13 protein-coding genes and 2 pseudogenes are annotated in these 21193 nt (G+C 39.8%); 3 read left to right on the forward strand and 12 right to left on the reverse strand.

Annotation, left to right across the window (positions count from 1 at the left end; genetic code table 11):
- Nucleotides 1-145 precede the first annotated feature (145 nt).
- On the forward strand, nt 146-934 hold the full coding sequence (locus tag GCU45_RS11975; RefSeq protein ID WP_152399108.1) for a hypothetical protein: 789 nt from the start codon (nt 146-148) through the stop codon (nt 932-934).
- Nucleotides 935-1074: 140 nt separating this feature from the next.
- Here the strand turns inward: GCU45_RS11975 and GCU45_RS11980 are convergent, their stop codons facing one another.
- The 4 genes from GCU45_RS11980 to GCU45_RS11995 form a co-directional block, all read right to left on the reverse strand.
- A complete protein-coding gene (locus tag GCU45_RS11980; RefSeq protein ID WP_152399109.1) occupies nt 1075-3954 on the reverse strand; it encodes an S-layer homology domain-containing protein in 2880 nt (959 codons plus the stop codon).
- A gap of 275 nt (nt 3955-4229) precedes the next feature.
- Entirely contained in the window at nt 4230-5027 is a 798-nt protein-coding gene (locus GCU45_RS11985; protein WP_152399110.1) for a hypothetical protein, read from the reverse strand.
- Between the two features lie 54 nt (nt 5028-5081).
- Nucleotides 5082-6983 (reverse strand): flagellin N-terminal helical domain-containing protein, encoded by a 1902-nt coding sequence (locus GCU45_RS34380; protein WP_152399111.1) that lies wholly within the window; start codon nt 6981-6983, stop codon nt 5082-5084.
- 299 nt (nt 6984-7282) lie between these two features.
- Complete coding sequence (locus GCU45_RS11995; RefSeq protein WP_152399112.1) at nt 7283-7774, reverse strand: hypothetical protein; 492 nt, start codon at nt 7772-7774, stop codon at nt 7283-7285.
- A gap of 202 nt (nt 7775-7976) precedes the next feature.
- Here GCU45_RS11995 and GCU45_RS12000 point away from each other — a divergent pair, with 202 nt between their 5' ends.
- Nucleotides 7977-8318, forward strand: a complete 342-nt coding sequence (locus tag GCU45_RS12000; RefSeq protein WP_152403002.1) for a helix-turn-helix domain-containing protein — start codon at nt 7977-7979, stop codon at nt 8316-8318.
- A gap of 76 nt (nt 8319-8394) precedes the next feature.
- Here the strand turns inward: GCU45_RS12000 and GCU45_RS12005 are convergent, their stop codons facing one another.
- The 4 genes and pseudogenes from GCU45_RS12005 to GCU45_RS12020 form a co-directional block, all read right to left on the reverse strand.
- Entirely contained in the window at nt 8395-10812 is a 2418-nt protein-coding gene (locus GCU45_RS12005; RefSeq protein WP_152399113.1) for a restriction endonuclease-like protein, read from the reverse strand.
- Nucleotides 10784-13006 (reverse strand): MrcB family domain-containing protein, encoded by a 2223-nt coding sequence (locus GCU45_RS12010; RefSeq protein ID WP_152399114.1) that lies wholly within the window; start codon nt 13004-13006, stop codon nt 10784-10786. The genes GCU45_RS12005 and GCU45_RS12010 overlap by 29 nt, the downstream gene beginning before the upstream one ends.
- Before the next feature lie 54 nt (nt 13007-13060).
- Nucleotides 13061-13294, reverse strand: a complete 234-nt coding sequence (locus GCU45_RS12015) for a hypothetical protein (protein WP_152399115.1) — start codon at nt 13292-13294, stop codon at nt 13061-13063.
- A gap of 314 nt (nt 13295-13608) precedes the next feature.
- Nucleotides 13609-13939: pseudogene (locus tag GCU45_RS12020) on the reverse strand (nucleotide pyrophosphohydrolase).
- Nucleotides 13940-14770: 831 nt separating this feature from the next.
- On the opposite strand from GCU45_RS12020, the pseudogene GCU45_RS34550 reads away from it, so the two are divergent.
- A pseudogene (locus GCU45_RS34550) lies at nt 14771-15942 on the forward strand (DUF2075 domain-containing protein).
- A gap of 759 nt (nt 15943-16701) precedes the next feature.
- Here the strand turns inward: GCU45_RS34550 and GCU45_RS12030 are convergent.
- The 4 genes from GCU45_RS12030 to GCU45_RS12045 form a co-directional block, all read right to left on the reverse strand.
- Nucleotides 16702-17235 (reverse strand): hypothetical protein, encoded by a 534-nt coding sequence (locus tag GCU45_RS12030; RefSeq protein ID WP_152399116.1) that lies wholly within the window; start codon nt 17233-17235, stop codon nt 16702-16704.
- A gap of 70 nt (nt 17236-17305) precedes the next feature.
- Nucleotides 17306-18058 (reverse strand): hypothetical protein, encoded by a 753-nt coding sequence (locus GCU45_RS12035; protein ID WP_152399117.1) that lies wholly within the window; start codon nt 18056-18058, stop codon nt 17306-17308.
- 437 nt (nt 18059-18495) lie between these two features.
- Nucleotides 18496-19392, reverse strand: coding sequence for a tyrosine-type recombinase/integrase (locus GCU45_RS12040; RefSeq protein ID WP_152399118.1), 897 nt, complete (start codon nt 19390-19392; stop codon nt 18496-18498).
- A gap of 615 nt (nt 19393-20007) precedes the next feature.
- On the reverse strand, nt 20008-21192 hold the full coding sequence (locus GCU45_RS12045) for a GIY-YIG nuclease family protein (protein WP_152399119.1): 1185 nt from the start codon (nt 21190-21192) through the stop codon (nt 20008-20010).
- Nucleotide 21193: the final 1 nt, after the last annotated feature.

The raw sequence follows: 21193 nt of genomic DNA on the forward strand, positions 1-21193 counted from the left end.
TTTGAATATTAGATAAAATTAGCTAGCATATTTTTCGTCTAACACTACACTAAGTATGAGTTTTTACATATAATAGGAGTTGCTGACTCAATAAACTTTTGGGCAATTATACCTATTATAATACCAGAGAGGAACAATCTAAAGAATGAAAAAGGTGGCCTTGTTAATTGCATTGATTAGCACCGTACTATTATCATCAGCTTGTAATACCTCACCAGTCCAATCAAATACATCCCAACCACTACATACTACAGATAAACAAGAAGGAGGGAAGGTAAGTAACGATGATGCGGCCAATTCACCTGATAAAGAGACCGATATGGCTGCATCACGAAACGATCAGCAAGAGATTGAGACGTCGGATAGTGAATCACAACCAGAGAATACCTCCATGGATATTTCCGCCACTGACTCATTAATCCGATCTCCTGAAGGGAAAAATTTATCTCAAGTAGAGTGGACTCCCGGTGCGCCCGATGTATCTTTGCCAATGAAATTTGGTAAAACGAAAGCGGAATTAGTGATTGGTTTGGATCACCCCAATGGAACTAAAGCCATTGTTTACTTCCCTTCATCTTCGGTAGGTTGGTCCCTTGATATGTCTGGTGCTGATAACTCTGAGGCATTCGAAGATTACGGTGATTTGCAGGAGGGTTACAAAATGCAGGCTACTCTCCATGACTTTGACCAAGATGGTATTAATGAGTTAATTGTTGCTGTCGGTAACTCCCTGATTGATGAATGTATTTGGGTGTATTCCTTTACTACCGTTGGAGATTTAAGGAAGATTAATCCTATAAACCAAGAGCTTTCAATTGCTGGGCAGGCTTATATAGTACTAAATGGTAAGGAACTCATGGCACCATATGGATCACAAGGGCTATTCGACTCTTATAAGTATGTGGATAAGCAGTTTATGCAGCCAGTATATTAATACCTTTTGTTCGAGGGAGTGCATATAGTTAAATGTATTAAGTCTTTATAGCGTGATAAATTTAATAGTTTTAATCTAACAAACAAAAAAGCTGCGTAAAAACGCAGCTTTTAATATTTATAAAAGCCTACCTGCCAAAATCACTGCAACATCTGTGTAAGTTTGTAGATGGCTGTTGCCGCTTCAGCTCTTGTAATTTCTCCCTTAGGCCCAAAGGACCCATCATCGTATCCTCTCATTACCCCGATTCCACTTATATTATCAACATCTTTCCGGGCCCAACTGCTAATTAAATCATTATCGGCATACAATGTAACCGAAGGTTTAAACGAAATTAACTTTTCTTTAGCAGTATTAGAAAAAACAACAGCAGCCTGTTCCCGGGTAATAAATTCATCGGGTTTGAAGCTATTTTTATTGTATCCTTGGATTATACCTTTGTTAAAAGCAGCATTCAGATCAGATGCATACCAGGCATTTGCTTCCACATCCAAAAAATTAAGATTATATTTTTCATTTGGATTATAATTCATTGCCCGGGTTAGCATAACAGTAAACTCAGCCCTAGTAACTTTTTTGTTGATACCGAAGGAATTGTCTGAATAGCCTTTAACAACTCCTTTTTTTGCAAGGGCCATTATTGCTTCATATCCAAAATGTGTTGTTGGTACATCAGTAAACTGAACAGTAGTTATCGATGGAACTTTATCGTCTTCTTCAGTCGAATTTTTATTAGAACCAGTTTCACCTGAATCAGTAAGAGCCTTTTCGGATAAATCCCCATCATATCCTCCGTGCCCATTTTGTGGAGAAGTAGAAGGTTCTGGATTTGTATCCTTACTTTCGTTTCCGGGATCCGTAGTTACTGGACCAGGATTTGGTGTGGTATTGACATTTATAGTAGCTCCACTTCCATCGGCCGGTGCTAAAATACTTACACTGTTTCGAGCAATAACTTCAGGCATTCCGTAGGCATTTATACTCAAAGCAGAAACAGTATAGTTATAGGTTTTACCAGGGGCGATCCCAAATTCTTTATAAGATAAATATCCGTTCTTATCAGGAACAATACTATCAATAGGTTGGTTTCTATCAGTTTCTGTATCATATCTTAAAACAAGAAACCTATTGGTACCGTCATTAATAGGTACAAAAGTCGTTTTGAATGGGCTATCTACCACATAATTTGCACTTGAATCGACTAATCTAAATTTAAATGTAACCGTGGCTGGCTCTAAATCAGCTGGAGAGACATTAATAGATAGCGGCAATCCAGAAGTGTGTACAAGTAATGGACCACTTGAGGTCTCACCTTCGCTGTTTATTCCAATTATTTCATATTGGTACATTCTGTTTGGAACAACTGTGTGATCTATAGCCTCAGTTATTTGTCCTTGATAAACTAATGTTTTACCGTCCCTAATTACTTTATATGAGGTTGCTGTTGATAATCTATCCCACTTAATTTCAACTGTGTCATTGGATACACTAGTTACTGAAATATTTGTTGGAGTGCTTGGGGCTTCGCCAGGATTAGCGTGTAACGGAACTGAAACTGATTTAATCGCCTTCTTACTTTTAATACCACTTTTGTTGGCGATCACACCATATACATACGTTAAACCTTCGCTAACACTATTATCTTTATACGTTGTTGATGTCACAGTAGTGACTTCTTCACCGTTACGGAGAATAGTATAATTTTCTACGTCACTAACTTCATCCCAAGCCATCGTTACGGTATTATAAGTTATATCAATAGGCTTTAGTCCCACGGGCGCAGAAACAACTTCTGTGTATGTTAGCTCATTCAACCTTCTCTCAATACTTTTGACTCCATTCTTTATTGCCACTACCGAATACTGATACATTCGTCCCGGAACAAGCCCTGTGTCGTTATACTCCATGTCTGTTCCCGTGTATACAATTTTATCCCCGTTTTTCAATTCATAACTAGTTGCCCCACGTACAGCTGTCCACCCCAACTTGAGGGATGTAGGTGTTCGTCCTAATAATTTTAATTCACTTGGTGCAGAAATGGTTTCGGGAAGTGGATCCGTCGAACTACTTGGAATATTTACATATACCTCAACAGGATCACTATAAATCGTTCCGTTTAAAGCACGGACTTTATAACTGACGGTAGAACCTTTTGCCACATTACTATCGTAATAAGGGCTGGATTTTGTCTCGACTACGAGGCCACCAGTCCTTTCTACCTGGATACCAATAGATGTATCGGGTTGTATCCAACTTATCACGACTTTACTCCCATCCCATTCTGCTTTAACATTCGTTGGAATCTCAGTTGGGAATGGTAAATTGTCAGGTGAAATCGTGAATACTTTAACAAGTTTTTCTTCGCTAGTTCGCTTAGCATCTTTTGCTATCAGTGTGTATGTGTATTCCTTTTCTGGGCTAAGACCTATATCCTCAAAAGAATTTTGAGGCCCAGTATAAATAACAGCCCCGTCACGTTTAAGTTCGTAATAAGTAGCATCATTTACGGGATCCCAATGCATCATAATTTCACTCGGAGATTGAGGGTAAACTCGAAAATCGGTTGGGGACAATAAAGGCTCCTCAACTAATGTTGTAACGGCAGTTCCATTGGTATCACTAGAAATATTACCGTTCAATGCCGATATTTCATATGTATAACGCGTATTGGGAATAAGTCCGATATCTTTAAAGCTTAGATCTGTTCCTTGATAAATTATAATTCCATCACGGGTTAGTACGTAAGAAGTTGCATTTATGACTGGTTTCCAAGAAAGTTCCACACTAGTGGTATGGGCTTGTATCTCACCAAACGGAACATAATTCGGTTTGTCTGGTATTTGAGTTAAAGAGTTCGCATTTGTAAGACTAGAATCCTCGTTTAATGAAATAGCTTGACTAGATGGCTCATTTTCAAACGTTACATCAGCACTAACTTTTGGGTTTCCAATCCCTAAAAAGGAACTTCCTAATACTATTAAAGATACTGATGTTGCAATAATTTTTTTTTGTCCTCTCAATGTTCTCCCTCATATTCCTAGAATTTATTTTTACTAACATCAAACTAGTTATATATACCCTCCTATTCAATAAAATACCAATAGGGAGTATAGCTCACTAGATCTTCACTGTAAATAATAACTTTCTAACTACATCGTTATTATTTCATCCCCCGAATCCCCAACACTCGCTTCGCCAAATCCACCTGCTTACGAACCAGCTCCACTTGCACCGAACCTGCACGTCTCTTCTCACGTCTATGCACTTCGATGTATACAACGCCATAATTGATGGATTAATCAAAGGTTAATATTCCCTTTTTCTTGCGATTCTTTAATCTTATGATGAGAAATAAGCTTGTTATTTGAATGAAGACCGGGCAAAGCGAAAGACCTATATAAAATACTGTAATTATAGGTGCTAGAATCAACACCCCGATTAAGATCCATCTATGTATTCCTTGCTTGGATAACCGGTTATTTAATTTCAAAGAAAAAATAGCGGACAATGAAACTATGCTGAGAAACCAAGAACATGCGGAAGCGATAACGTTCATTCTATTGAACCAATCTTGCTGTTCCGTAAAGTTTTCGTACGAGAATAAGAAAAATATGATTAGTAACCAAATTAATAGTATAGGTTTGAGTGGATCATATAATCTTAAAACGATATCCTCAACTTCCGTATTATCCTCGTATTTGGATACCCTCCTCTTTTCTTGTTCGAACTTACTGAAATCTACCTCCATCATTGCTAACATTGAATTCAAATATAACGAATCTCCGCATTTATAATAATCTTTAACGATACAACGAAGATCTTCATTTAGAAATGGACTATACTCACCCAATTTATTGATTAAACCTTGTTTTAAGGTACTATTATTCGGTTCATTAAGAACTACTGCAATACTCGCTTGCAGTTGACTATATATTTTGATTTTTTCATTAACTCTGCTAATTCTAGCTGAATTATTTCGGTTTATCATTTCTTTGAATTCTTTGTACATCCAAATGGATGACGTACCAATAATAGTAATGACTAAAGTCACGATAGGATTAGCTCCGATTAATTTTGATACTTCTGACCACATTTCAAACGCTCCTAGAGAAATATTAAAAATATATTTATTAGAAAATCCTATTAATTATTGTAACAACTTTAAAACACCTTCAGGTTGCAGATTGGTTTGAGCTAACATAGCTTGGGATGCTTGAAAAAGGATATTACTCTTTGTAAACTCCATCATCTCTTTTGCCATATCAATGTCTCTAATTCGGGATTCTGCTGCAGTTAAATTAACTTTGTAATTCGAAACATTGTTATATACGTGTTCTAAAGCATTTTGATAAACACCGAATTTTGCGCGCTTTGATGATACAATTGCCAATGCTTTATCGATAATGGAGATTGCTGATTCAGCACCTTGTCTAGTAGAAAGATTAATTTCCTGAATACCAAGTGCTGAAGTCGTAACATTAGTTAGTTGAATGGCAAAGGTCTCTCTTGAATTCGCACCTACTTGCAAATCCAATACATCATTTCTCTTTTCATTTGTTTTTTCATCAATGATTTTAAAGTTAGATATGGTATAACTACTACCATTCATTTCTCTTTCAAACTTTAGCTTTCCATTTTCATTTACAGCGATTATACCTGCACTAATTTTTTCGAAATCCTTATTTAATGAATCGATTAAGTCGTTAGACGAATATGTACCCGAATCTAGAGTAATCGTCTTTTTAATAAACTCATCAATAGTAAATTCCCACTCATTTTGACCATTTTCTATTGTCAATCCATTGGTAATATCAATATTAGTTTTAAGATAACTCGTTGTGGTCGGAGTCCATACATCACCGGGTTTAGCAGAACGCATGAACAGTGGATTAAGCGCATTTCCTGACACTAATTGAATTGCATTGTCTGAACCACTAAAGTTATGTTTTAGTGTTAGCATATAATGTTCATTGCCGGGACCAGAACTCACATTTACCCCAATTGGACCAGTAAACGATGCTGTAATGTTGGCACTCACCTTTGTAAATTGATTATTTAATTCTGCAACAAGCTCATCCCTACTATACGCACCCTCTGTTAGTACAATTGTTTTATAAACCCCATTCTCTTTAAAGTTAAGAGTATCATTTATACCTTTTTTCACTTCGTAACCTACAGAAAAATCAGCTTCCCTTCCCCAGACCTCATAAGTTCCAGAATAAGTGCCTTCCTGTGCAAATATTTCATTAAATGCCGTTCCTCCAACTTCTATTGTATGGTCTCCTGCAATTTGACTAGTGAGTAATGTTCTCATATGAGTATCGTCCCATTCACTATAAACATCAGATAATTTCACAGGGGCACCTTGAGCTGTGAGTTTCAAATTTATATCATCGTATAGAGCTGTAGAAGAGCCATAATAAAATCCCGCTGTAATATTAATGGAATAAGAAGTTCCATCGAACTTTATAGTCAACTCATCGTTGACACCAGAAATAATTTCTATGCCTTGAGCGTCATGAATATTGTGACTATTTCCAATTAAAGTTGAGCTAGAAAGGGAATTTTTATTTTCTCCTGTATATTTGGAAAAGCTTATTGAACCAGAGTTTGTATCCGGCGAGTCATCATGAACATTTAATAAATGAATTCCATTAAAATGAGTATTATTGGCAATATCATTTATCCCTTCCTGGATCTCTTCAACTTCCCTTTGAATCATGCTTCTATCTGCATCAGTTAGTGTACCGTTGGAAGCCTGCACAGCTAGTTCTCTTAACCTTTGAAGGTTATGATCTTGTATCGTGCCTAATGCACCTTCTGCTGTTTGAATTAATGAAATACCATCTTGTATATTTCGCTCCGCTTGTCCTAGTCCACGAATCTGTGCCCTCATTTTTTCTGAAATAGCTAAGCCAGCTGCATCATCTGCTGCCTTATTAATTCTTAAGCCAGTAGAAAGCTTTTCCAAGGAACTCGCCGAAGACTTATTATTTTTATTTAGCTTGTTTATTGTATTCACTGACGAAATATTGTGAGCTATTCTCATCTTGTCTTCACCCGTAATATACATCGGTATATTCCCATAATTTCATAAATTACAATTTATATCTAAATTTTTAGAAACTAAGTTCTTAGTTCACCACATACGTCTAAATAAAATCGATACTATATACCCAAATTCTACCACACCCCATCAAATAGGCCTATAGAATTATGAATATATCTTTTGATCTATAAGGAAAGCGGGCTTGCAAGAGAACAGTCCCGGAATGAGGTTCCTGCCAAATATGAAATGAACCTCGTGATGATCGCTTTATCAAGCAAATTGGGATACTAAAGGATGAATTAGGGGATGTGATGGTGCTCTTCCAAGCTATGGCTTGGAATTCTTCTAGATAAACGAGCTAATACAGCGTCCACTCTACTTAGCACTCTCTTAAGATGAGTCATTTGGATTTGTTGAAGGAGAACAGTATCTTTGAAACTTGCCAGAAAATGAATAGACTGAATAAACATCACAGTATCCAAATCAGGGCCAGTCTTTTCGTCTGTAAGCCGAGCTAAGTCCTCAAGGGATAGTGAATGAGGAAGAGAAGTCAAATTGTTTTCTTTTATATACAGCGCCATTAACATGGACTCCAATGCTCGATAACCTAACACAATGCAAATATGAGTTGAGGATTGGTGTATCAAACGAAATGCCGAATCCATATAAATCTGTGAGCGATCAACTAATTTATTTATAATTCTCGCCTGAACAGCCACGTTTTTCTGTAAGCTTGACGTCTTATTAATCGTATCCGTGCCATTATCCATGGAGGTTGAATGCTTATCCACATATTTCAGCTCCCACTTCGGTTATTGAACGACTCATATTGAAAACATTGCCTCGGATGTTATGAATTCGTGGATCGTGGAGATACTTATATTTACCATTATACACCAAATTAATATCTATAAGTATTATTTCCAATATTCAAACACTGGTGTATAGGTGTTGTAATTTTATCTACACTTTTTAGTAGTGAGGTGTGGAATGATGACGGATAAAGAGATCCTTCTTAGATTAGGTGCTCGTCTACGTGATTTGAGAAAAGAAAAGGGATTAACGCAAGAAGCTCTCGGGGAAAAAGGTGGGTTTCATTTCTCATATATCGGGCAAATCGAGCGCGGAGAAAAAAACGTGGCTCTGTTAAATCTTGCAAAGATTGCTGAGGCATTAGAGGTAGATATATCTCAACTCTTCACCTATACCAGTGTAGAGAGTAACGAAGAGTCGCAAGTTGATCTTCAAGAAATATTGCATATGCTCGAACAACAAAGTCCTCAGCAGATCGCTATGGCAAAGAATGTGCTAAAAGCGATCTTTAATCATAAGTAAACATCTTACATAGCAAAAAGGCTGATTGGAATTCCAATCAGCTCCTTGTGTAGAGATCAACTATTAGATCATGAAATTATTCCATCCCCTGAATCCTCACCACCCGCTTCGCCAAATCCACCTGCTCATGATCCAGCTCCACTTTCACCGAACCCACACGTCTCTGCTCACGCCACTGGATGATATCCTCTTCCGTCTCTAATTTCAGCTCTGCAATTTCCGCAGCTCGGTCAAAGATATACTTCGAAGTATACAACGCCGTATAGATCCCTCGTCCACCAGGAACGATCGGTTGATCCCGCTTAATCCATTGGTCGATCGTAAATTTGACATACAACTTCTCCTCCGCCCCTTTCCTCGCAGGACGCTCAGTGATTTCTTTGCGTCGTAGAACCTTCCAATCCACAATGCGCCCATACCAATGGATACCGGTCTCCCCAGTAGAAGCAAACTTCCCTTTCGATTGATAGAGCGCAATATATTCGATCTGCGTTAGGATCTTGTGATCCGTGATGTTTTCAAGCGGCATATGGTAGAACTTAAGCTCCAACGCCTGTTCCAACTGCGAAGGCTCTCGCAGTGAGCCTACTAACACATTTTTGCCGGACATTTTATTTTGGTAGTAACTCTTCGTGCCGCGTGGTCTTGTAGAGCGTTCGTAGGCTTTTTCCGGACTGTCCATAATGATCTCATCCAGGAAGGCTTCCATCAGACTCGTCGAGTTCGGTAGAAACGGAAAGGCCCCTACATTTACGAGCTCGATACTTTTATAAAAACGGTGCTCCCGAAATTGCTCCTCATCATGGTATGGAAAGAGCACATACGCTCCAAACATGCTCCGTTCATACTCTCGGTCTTGTCCTTCCCCATCCGCATACACAATCGCGTCCCGGTACCGATGCATGGTGTTGATATCGTCTTCCTCCGGACCGGGCTGACTGTATTTATCATAATAGGAAGTCCCCTTATATGCCGGGTTCAAACGATATTTCGCGTCAAAAATATACTTGTACTCCACCGCAGCTTCATTTTTATTTAACGTCAGCACATTATCCGGCCTCTGGCCGAGCGTCTCACTTTTATCGCCTTTCGGAAGGGCATTGTAATAAAGGGTGAATAGCTCTCCGTTCTTCGGGTTGCGGTACACCATCTTAGCTTTCGCAGACTTGTCCAATGTCACAAAAATCCCGTTCCGCTGGACCTTAATAATATCTTGCTTAAGAAGCTCGTACTTCTGGCTGAGAAGATCGTGAATTTTCAGGAAGCACCAATACTCATACAGCTGCGCCAAGTCTTTCATCGAGAGCCGAAACAGGTCGCTTTGGATCGATAGGCCCTTCATCAGCATTAAATAATTGCGATATACCTCCCGATACCCCGGAGCCATCTGCAACACTAAGGACACCGAGAGTTGCTTCATTCCGCCTACGTTGAGAAAATCGAGCCTCAGAAGCCGCTGCAATTGATTCTGCATCGAGTCGATTCGCTTCATCAGAAGAGGATCCTGCATCCGCGTTTTTCCCGAAAGTCTAGATTTCAGTTCCTTCAATTTGCTCGATATGCGTTCGAGAACCCACCGCACAAAACGATTCTCCATAGTATCATATTGAATCCGCCTTTTCGTCTCCAACGCATGGCTGGGATATAACGTTTGCCCGTTGATGGGAATAAATCCGATCTTGTCATTGGGTCTAAGAAACTGAGGATGCTTCGTCAGATAAGCGATGTTCTCCTTCCCGGTCTTCTTTACTCTAGCTGCCTCGACCCTTCTCATTTCTTTCTCTAACCTATAGTTAGGCGAAGTCTCTATTCGAGCCACGGCCTGGACAAGCTGGTCAAATACATGCTGCAAAATCGTAAAAAACTCCGTCAAACTCTGATGCTTCGTTTCTTTTAACCCGGTTAAATGGTACGTCTTCCGTAGAAAATCAAAGGACAAGTTATAGATCTGCCGATTCACATCGTTCAGAATCATTTGGTAATCTTGTTTGTAATCCATTTTGGAAGGGAAGATCTCGAGTTGTAGTTGAAAAATCGCCTCCCCACTCAGCCGAAGCTCCAGATCGGTTAGCCCTACCTCATTCTGAAAATTCAGGATCCCCGATAGGATCGTCTGACCCAGCGGCTTAATCGCCTGTCTGACGCTAGCATTATCGTGATGAAAGGTCATCGCCAACGTCTGCTTCTTCTCCACTACCAATTCATACGACTGCGTTTCGAAAAATAGCGGCCAACTTCGCTCTCCCACCTGCCATGGGATAAGCTCCCCTTGTTCCGGTGAGAATAGCGAAATTTGCCCGATCTGAAGTTTACTTGAGAAAGAGCTGACCAAAAGACTGGTATCGATCCACTCTCCATCCTGGCGGCGATGTAACTGCAAACACTCCACCGTGGGATGATAAGGCTTGCCTTGAATATACAGATTGAAGAGGTTGGTTTCGATGCGCAGCAATTCAACGCTCTGATTAAGAGAGCCAGTAAGATGTGAATCCATCTTCTTCTAACCTCCGCAACATAAAGGCGATTTTCCGGGCGCTAAGTGGATGTTTAGCCTTCTTCTCTTCTTGGTCGTCATTCCATTCTTGGTCGATGTTAGACGCATCTTCCATGAGGTCGGAGAACGAAGAGAGCTTTCTTCCTAGTGCCCCCTCTAGAAGCTTTAATAGGACCCGTTTCACGGATAAACTGCTCCCTTGTACGCGTGGTAGGATTTTCTGCTGCAGTTGCAGATCAAAAGCTTCGTCGGGAGTAAGTAATTCATAGCGTTGATTGTAAACCATATAAAAACAGATCGAATCCCGAATCCGGAATCCCACATGGGAATGGATCTCTTCTAAAATATGATTGATCTTGACTAACTTCTCTGTCGTAGTGTGGACTAAGTCCGTATAATCGGCGTATACATCAACCAGTTGCAAATACTCGCTTCGCAGAAATGAGTTATGCACGGGAAGCAGTGTCTCCTCCTCTTGCAATGCAAGGCTCGGATACTGCTGGAGATCAATATAGTTAAACTCGATCGTGTTCGCACGATCCAGTACTTTTTTGCTAAAAGGATGCGTCGTCTCGTCCATATTCACTGTACCAATCAAATACACGTTATCCGGTATGGACAAGTCCCCATACACCGATTGGTCCTCCGGTAGCAAGGACTCACGGTTGATAAGCTTGGACGTGACAATCCGATCTCGCTTCCACTCCTGCGTCTCAATCACGCTGAGTACATCGCTGAAGTAGTACTCCACCCGAGCCAAATTCATCTCGTCCAGACAGATAAAATATGGTTTATGCTGATTCGCCGGCTGAGAAGCTTCAACGAGTACCTCAGCTAAACGTCCGGGCCGAAATGCACCCGATAAGTCTTTGTATCCTAATAAATCCGAAGGATCGCTCCAATCCGGACGAATCGGGATCAATGTAAACTGGCGCTTATCCCCTGTGGCGCCTAGAGCTTCGGCAAATAGCTTCACGAGTTTGGTTTTGCCGGTACCCGACACCCCTGCTAAGATGACGAAAGGCTTGGTTTTCAGAGAGAGGTATAGGTTCTCGATAAGGCCGTGTGGGTAGTGGAAACCCTGGTTGGAGATGTAGGATTGGATTTGCTCAATTTGCTCCGGCACATTTAATGAACTCAAGGACGGACTCTCCTTCTCTTCTTTTGGTGGCATCTCTTCTTCTTCGCCTTTATTCTTCAAAACGTGGTCCACATACATTTTATAGTTAGTGACCACATTCTCTAGATCGGCCAGTAATTGATCGTCGTCCGGAAGAGCGTCTCGATCATAGCGGATATACGCCACGGTAGAGACTTGGTAGTCGCGACCGAGTCCGCTTCTCGAAGTGAGGTTAATGCCATCATCCTTCTGCATTCCTTCCAGTGGAAGGAGTTCACGGAGTTCATTGGCCTTCTGCTCAAGGTAGTGGTACCCTTCTTTCTTTCCGAGTTCATCTTTGGGTACAGTAACCCCTTGAGCTAATGTTAAGTAGACGGACTCCATATCCTCGGAAAACAAATAAACGATATATTCACCGTGCTGCGTCGTATCCGTAATCCGCTTGTCCATGACTGCAATCCAAGGAATGTTTGCCCAGTTGCCCATACCAACAGATCCCTGGATTTTGTAGTTGGGATCCACAAAAGAAAGTGATCGCAACTGATCAGGGATCGTCTGTCTGAACAATGTACCTAGTGGGTGTCCTGCAAAGGTTTGGTTTCTTGCTGTTATGTAACTGTTCATGATTTCGGACAGAGCGCTATGAAGGGAAATCGTAGGCTTCCCTAATTTTTCGTTATAGTTCTCCAACTCGTTCAAAGCATACTCCTTTAATTCCTGGATGACGTCATCATCCAATTTATTAGCTATATCGGGGCGAAAGGAAACAACCCTTTGATCATAGTCCACTTCAAGTATGGCTGATAGAGCATCTAAGGGTGTTTTAAGTAAGGTTAGAGTTTGGGATAAAGTAAACTCACTCCAGTGTGTTGCCATCCCTGATGGCGGAGAGTCTACTTTAATTCCTTGTCTGCTATTCTCCTGAAAGTACGCCAAAAACCGCTCAGCTATTGCGCTGAGCGGAAAAGAAAGAGAATGAGTTTGTTCGTATTGATTAATGAGACATTGGATTAAGACCATTTTGTAGGATTTTTGTTTCACACGAAAGATTGATGAAAGTTGTTCTGGCAACATAATATATTCCTCTCTTATTGAACATTAACTACATAGACTCAAATCAAGCTCTTCTTAGGTCACCCTCATCCGAACTGCATTCTCTTTGATCAAGTTCACCATATCCATAAGCTTTTTCTGCCTGGCTCCATTAAAAGGCTTTATGAAGCTTTGCTGCTTATCGAACGGCAGCTTCAGCAGTTCGCTGACATGGTTGATATATCCGGTCCCTAGATCTGTTTCTATACATGATGCAAATTTAATATCAGATCCATCTTCTTCAAGGCCTATACCCTCAAGCTTTTTCATACTTCTCGCACAATCTTATCAATCGCTCTTTCATCATTTCCCGAGAAGCCGGTGCCAGAATCTCAGGACCATATTAGCTTACCCAAGATAAATTCCGGATCATGGTTTACAGTTACCTCAAACAGTACTTCCGTCAGGAAGGTCAGTCAATCTAGGCCGCACAACAAACTATCTATAGTTCTCATTTATATAGTAGATCATAAAAAGACATTCATTTAAAATGATGTGTCAGCTAATAAATTCTTTCCAGTCTTTACATCCATAAAACTACTCAAGAATAAGAAGGATATTATTCCTATATCAAATGGACTTACTTACAACTCTGTATATTTTTTATTATTACCGTATGCTTTTTCAATCGGGTATTTCTTTTCATTCTTAATAAGTTTTGACTCAAGGGCCTCTTCTATATTGATCCCAAGATCGTGACTCATTAATAAAACAAAGTATAAAACATCGGCGAGTTCATCCTTTATATCATCAATATTATCCTTAATAACTTCATTTACTTTGCTTCCATTGAAAAATCTCGAATAATTCACTAGCTTCAAGTGATAACGAAATAGCTAGATCTTTAGCATCGTGGAATTGCTTCCAATTTCTTTGGTCCCTAAAACGAAGAACTTTTGAAGATAGTTCCTGCATTAATACTCCCTCCAAATATTGATGATATGAAACAACAAATTAAATATAAACTAAACATATAATAAAGGATAATTGCCAACTTTTGTCGAAGCAAGAACTAGTTCTAATATACTATTACCAATAAGCACTATGATTAAAATTCGAGCTGGCTCTAAAATGAAACTTTATTCTGGAACTTCTTACCAGTTTATCGATGACACGATTCAAAATCAAATAGCTGAAAAACTGAAGGCCAGCTTTTTTCTTCATTTCAGATATAATCCTTCTGATTCTGAAGTTAATTCCTGGAGAAATTCACTAAGGGCAATTTCACAGATCTTCCAATATTCTAACTTAGATCACGATAATGGAATTTTCCTTGAATACCAGCTACCAATTAATTCCCAACGGTTAGATTGTATGATTACGGGAAAAAATGCAACCGGACAAGAAAATGCGGTAATTATTGAGCTAAAACAATGGGACCGATGCGAAGAATCCAATGGACTGAATGAAGTTGTGACTTGGGTCGCTGGCTCAAAAAAGGATTTACTTCATCCGTCAATTCAAGTAGGCCAGTATCGATTGTACTTACAAGATTTACTTAAAGCTTTTTATGAGGATAATCCTATTGAACTCTCTGCCTGTGCGTATTTACACAATTACAATTACTATACTGATGATGTTATATTTGCTGATAAATTTAGCGAGTCACTAAGAAAGTATCCTTTGTTTACCGGTGACGATGTTCTTAAGCTAAAGGATTTCCTACAATCTAAGGTTGGTCTTGGTGATGGAATGGAAAATCTTAATAGAATAGAGCATAGTAAATATAGACCTAGCAAAAAATTAATGGATCATGTAGGTAACACAATTAAAGGAAAATCCGAATATATCTTTTTGGACAAACAACAGATTATTTACGATAAAATTTTCGCCTTTGCTAGAGATGGATTTCATGACAAACAAAAGCAAGTGGTAATTATTAAGGGAGGACCTGGTACCGGTAAGTCAGTTATTGCTCTTAACTTAATGGCAGATCTATTATTAAATGGTTACAATGCTCATTACGCTACAGGTTCAAAGGCTTTTACGGAAACATTACGTGAGATTATTGGGCGGCGAGGTGGAATTCAATTTAAATATTTCAATAGTTACACCAACGCTAAAGCCAATGAAATTGATGTACTAATTTGTGATGAGGCACACCGTATCAGAAAAAATAGTAATAGTAGATTTACAAAGAAAGAGTACCGATCTAATTTGCCTCAAATTGCAGAGATCATCAATGCCTCAAAAGTATCTGTTTTTTTCATAGATGATAATCAAGTCGTGCGGCCAGATGAAATTGGTTCTGTTTCCTACATAGCTAAATTTGCATTGGAAAACAATTGCAAAATATACTTTGAAGAACTCGATGCACAGTTCCGTTGTAATGGTTCCGATGGTTTTATCAATTGGATTAATAATACATTGTCCATTAAGAAAACTGCAAACATTCTTTGGGATTCAGACGATGATTTTGAATTTAAGATATTTAATTCACCTGTTGACTTAGATAACGCTATAAAGGAAAAAGTTGGAGAAGGACATAGTGCTAGATTAACAGCAGGTTTCTGTTGGAAATGGTCGGACCAACAGCAAGATGGTTCATTAGTAGAAGATGTAGTTGTTGGTGATTTTAAACGGCCGTGGAATGCTAAGCCTGGTGCAAGGCTATTAGATAGGAATATTCCGGCCTCATCCTTATGGGCTTATGATCCCCTAGGAATTAATCAAGTTGGATGTGTTTACACTGCTCAAGGGTTTGAATTCATTATGTAGGCATAATCTTCGGAAAAGATCTTACTTATAATCTTGATACACAGTCCTGGGAAGGTCATGTTGTAAAACGTTCGAAAGAGCATTTTGTTGATTTAGTAAAAAATACTTATCGGGTGCTCTTAACGCGTGGTATGAAGGGTTGCTATGTTTACTTTATGGATAAGGATACTGAGAGATTTTTTAAATCAAGAATTGAATAAAATAAAGTTAAAATGATTTACTTTGAATCTCCACTCAATCTTCGATGAATTGCGGTTACAACTTATTAATGAACTTCCAGAGCATCGTAGATTGTATGAATTGAAAAAAATTAATGAACCACCAGTAAGAGAGACAATCGAAGAAAGGCAAAAAAAATACAGCCTAAATTCAAGCAGATATTATTTCAGCTTTAAATTATTTAGAAGTATATAGATGTTAACGAACGAGAATTATTTGGGAGGTCCCCAAAAGCCTCCTGCGGCACCCTGATTCAGCATCGCGAGTAAATACGCATCCTCTCCGCATAAGTAGCACCCGATTAACTTTTTTGGACAAATGGGCATACGAAGACATATGTAAAAAATCCTGATTTTGTGTAATTGTATGCGAGTCATGGAGCTGCATTTCCTAGGAAAACTTTTAGGGAGATACTGATGATCAGAGAAATGTTAACCTAAAAATAACCCTTACATGAGTTATAGATAAACCCTTGTAAATAAACATGTCTCTTAGTAAGTATTAATTACCCAGTCATTCGATGACTGGGTACTAAAATTCTGAAGACTCATATAGAATCCTTCCAATTTGGAGCCTCAAATCAAAAACCCCAAACCATTAAAAGGCCAGGGGTTTTCAATGTATCAAAGATGATGTGGCTTAGTCAACTATTTGTATCAGTATTAAACTGAAAGATAAATGTTATTGGTTTATGTATTGATTAGTTTCTTTCAGTTACAAGAGTTTATTATTAAATTGTCTTAAAAAACAATTGAAAAACTCTTAATGGTAAATGGGTCTGATGAATTACTGTAAATTGATGCACGATAATAGTCACCGACGGGTGCTGTATATTTTCTTGAAAACCCAATTCCACCAAACTGATTTAAATCCAATTGTCCACTGCTCCAACCTGCAAACTCAAATTGATGCTGCGCACTACGATCTAAGGTATAACTAACGGTCATACTTGTACCTTTAAGGGCCCATAACCCTCTAGAATCAGTAGAAGGAACAAACAAAGCATGTTCACCGTTTTTTAAAGTTACCCCGCTCCAAGTATATCTTGGCTGAATTTTACCTGAATCATTTGGCACTTCACCTTGATTAATAACATTTCCATCCTTATCATAAACCGTATAATTCCAAGTGATAGACTCATTTCCTTGATTTGAAGTGATAGTCTGATTGTCGACTTCGTTTGTATTAACTGTTTTAACCTCTTCAGCATTAGCAGAAACAGCAATTGTTAGGGAAGCTATTAGGCCAACGAAAACACTGGATATTTTTTTCATTTAAAATTCTCCTCCAATTATTATCATCCCTGATATAATTTTTGCTACATCGGTTAAAGTTTATGTTTAGTCAGTGGTTGGAAATTAGTACGTGTCCATTTTTAAGTGTGATACTTTCAGAACTAGCATTTACAAAATAAATATAGTAGATGCCAGGCTCAGATACAGTAAATTCGTATTTACCTTCGATTTTGTCAAAAATATCACCGTTGTTTAATGTACCATTTTTTATCAAGCCTACTATCAGTTTTTGGCTATCTACCACCTTTGATTTATATTTTTCAAAACTGAAGCTTACTTTTTCATTTGGTTTTAGGTCCCACCCCTCTCCATTAATCTTCGTTAAAACACTTAGTGATCCATTTATCGTAATTATCTCAGGAGAATTAAATACACCATTACTTTCTTTTGTCTCAAATTCAACTATAGAAGATGGTACGAAATTCTCCATTTTTATTTGTTTTACTATTGGATTATTAGGAATAGTTTTCTGAATTTTATTACTCAATTCAGCCTCCGAATATTTGTTTCCATCAGAATCAACATATTTACCGTCTTGGTACTTTAAAATATAATTATCCTGGGTTTCTTCTCCTATCATGTCTCTATTTTGCTCATTTACTATTACTGGCTGATTCAGTTTATTTTGTTTATTCACTTTATCTGGTTGATTCAGTTTATTTTGTTCATTTACTATCCCTTGTCGATTCAATTTATTTTGTACTTCAGCCGTGACAGGAACTGAAATAATTAACAATATGCCTATAGTTAGAACAGTACCCGTGATAATTTTCCCCTTTTTACTATTCATAAATTTTTTCATCTTGGCCCTCCAGCTTAATTTTGCCTTGTCTTATCACCTTAATTAGATATAATTTTTCGAATAATTGAATTTCTTACTTATTATAACAAATTATTCTTAGAAAGGTTTTAAAAAAAAAAAAAAAATTGAAACTGACAACCTTTTATTGTAGTTAAATTTAGATGTGTGGAAAAAAGCCATCGGTATGTTCCTGATGGCTTTTCAATTAGACAGTGTTTACATATAACTATCCAGAACACCTTGGTACCCAGCGAAAATTATGCCACGTTTAGCAATCCAAATATTATTCTGAGTCAGCTATTCAGTTCTGAACCACGGTGCATGCTCATTTTCTGGCATTTGAATACACACTCCCTTATTCTTTTTGTGTCTATTGCGAATATGTTAGTAATGTACTTGTCCTTGAATAAGTACAAATATAGACTCTCCATTCATTTTCAAGTCCAGCTGATCGATTCCACCGCAGCCTCCAGATCATCGGAACCAGGAGTCGTATAGATCATCGTCATTTCAATATTCGGGGTTCCATCCTCTTTGTAGTGCCCCATCAGCATGGCCACCTTCTGCAGGTCGTTACCGGCAGCCAATAAATCATGCCCAAACGTATGTCTGAGGCAGTGGCAAGATAAATGTTTGATTTTTGTTCGATCCCGGTATTTTTCTATAATGTGCTGTATCCCTCGTTCAGAACATTTAGAAGATCGCTTTGAAACGAACACGAACGGACTGGTTGAATTCCTTTCGTTCAGATACCCTTGCAAGGCGGCGCGCAGCTCTGCGTTAACCGGCAGCTCTCGATCCTTATCCCCTTTTCCCCGGATATATGCTGTTCCCTTTCTTTCGCTCAACGTCAGATCTGTGAGCTGCAGATCGCAAAGCTCATGAACTCGCAACCCCAAGCGAAGAAATGTCAGAACGATCGCGTGATCCCTTTTACTCGCCTGGTTCCGAACCTCACGAAGCAAAGCATTCTGTTCATTCCGAGAGAGCCACTTTGGGAGACGACGAGCTCTAGGAGGCTTTTTAATTCGCCCTACGGGGTTATCTGGTAGGTATCCCAACTCTGCAAAAAATCTAAAAGTCGCGTTTAGGTGGACAAACGTTAACTGGTTGGTTGCTGGCGAAGCCGGTTTTTCATTCCTGCCGCCGGCGACAAGTAAGTATCTCTTGAAATCAGCAATATCCTTTTGGGTCGCGTATTCTGCGTGTACCTGTTCGCCTGGATGGATCGATTGAAGCCAGGCAACAAACCTCCTCCAACTCCCCTGATAACTAATGATGGTTTTTGGAGAGACGCCTCGATTCTCTAGATGCCGTATAAACTCTTCAAACATGGTTGACTCCTTTTAACCGAAATGTATAACACGACGAAATTTTCTGCTCTTACGAAACGGTGGAATGCACCTTCCATATTTTGATTATATCATTTTTCGTCGTGTTATGTATAGAGAAGACGACGAATCAAATCACATTTTAAAATGTCTCCATCGAAGTGGATACGTCCATCGTATTAGGAAGGTATATCTTTCGTTACACAATAAATTTCTGATCTGTGTGATTTGCTTCATTTGGAAGGAATCCATAGAAACACCAAGAGAATATCGGCTTAGCCAGCCCCGCGTGTGAAAGGCTGGTTTTGGCTTCAAAACAAAACGAGAATCCGTTTTTGGGATTCTCGTTTTCGTTTCCGTATGGGTTAAGCTTTGAGGCATGATGAAGAAATGGAGCGATAGCGGAATGGATTCATCATGCCTATCTTTGGCATCGCAGGCCATGATTGAAGCGCAGCCGCCAGGCATAGTGAAATGATGGCCGAAGCCTCCGCCCTCAAAAGCCTTTGCTTCCCCGCGAGTCCCGTGAAGATGTCCAATGAAACGGCCGGTGTTTTTCCGGACGGGAGTCGTTTGGTCTTTAGGGACGGTGAACCCGGGAATTCAAACGAGCTTTTATTACTCAGCAGGACTAACCAAGCTGGCTCTCTTCGGATCATAGACCACACGGGTAATTGATCCGTCCCGAATCAGTTGCATCGCTTCGTCAATAACGTGCAATGGCACAAGGAACCACTCCTTCGGCCTAACGGGGTGGCCAAAACGGTCATGGATGGTGAGATCGAGCTGAGCCGGTGCAAAGATACGATGAAAAATCGCTTCCAGCTTCGTTCGGTTAATGCCGGCCAGTTTGTAGGTTGCAACGATTTCAACATCCGCCAGCAGGTAGGTCGCATCGTGCGTAGCGTTTGCGATACGGGTTTCGACTTTGCCGCCCGTAACGCCAATCTTGTGAATCAGTTCGCGATGCTCCGCAACGAAGGGGTGATCGGACAAGCTACGCAGAACATAGATCGTGCCGCTTTCGACATCTCCCTCATCCCATGTTTCGCTGAACAATGGCTCGGTAAGCGGCACCGTCAAACGACGACCAGCTTCGTCTTTGTAAAGCGCACGCTGCAATGACCGGAGCAAGAGATTGCTTTCCGTACCATTGGAATAAATGACCCTCAGTCTTGCATCCGGATGGCCATTCGGTGCTTGAAACTCATCCCCCTTCTCGGCCACGTAGACAAGTTGACCTCCCAAAACAAAAAAGTCCCCCGGATCGACACTCGGGTTTCTGCCAAACCGCCGAGCTTGCCGAATGCCCGATTTGAGTTCGCCTTCGACCTCTTCAAATAGTGGCCGAAATCGTTCGAAATCCTCACACTTCTCGCGACTGGCGATTTCCTCGGCCGCTCGTATTTCGGCCTGGGAACGGACGTAACGCAGTTCTGTAATGCTAGATGGAGCATCTGCCTCTTCAAGTGCGGCAAACAGCTCATCGTCATCCATCGATCCCACAGATTCAGCCGGCGAATGCATAGTTCCGCCCAGCAACCCCTGGTAATCAAGGGACGCAAGAAGAATCCGGGCCTCCTCCTGTTCACGCAGGCGATCGAGTCGAACGGCGTATAATCTCTCGAAGATGTCATGATTTTCATCATGCGCTGGAACACGGCCATTTTGCTCGACAAATCGCTGGATTTCCTCAAACCCCGCGATGATGCGTTCCTCACGCGCCGAATACGCGCTTGTCTTCGCTGGTTCTTCTTCGATACCTAGCGCCTCGAGTAATTCGTCATCTGAAAGTTTTGCCATG

The organism is Paenibacillus cellulositrophicus (genome assembly GCF_009363095.1).
Classification (GTDB): domain Bacteria; phylum Bacillota; class Bacilli; order Paenibacillales; family Paenibacillaceae; genus Paenibacillus_AQ; species Paenibacillus_AQ favisporus.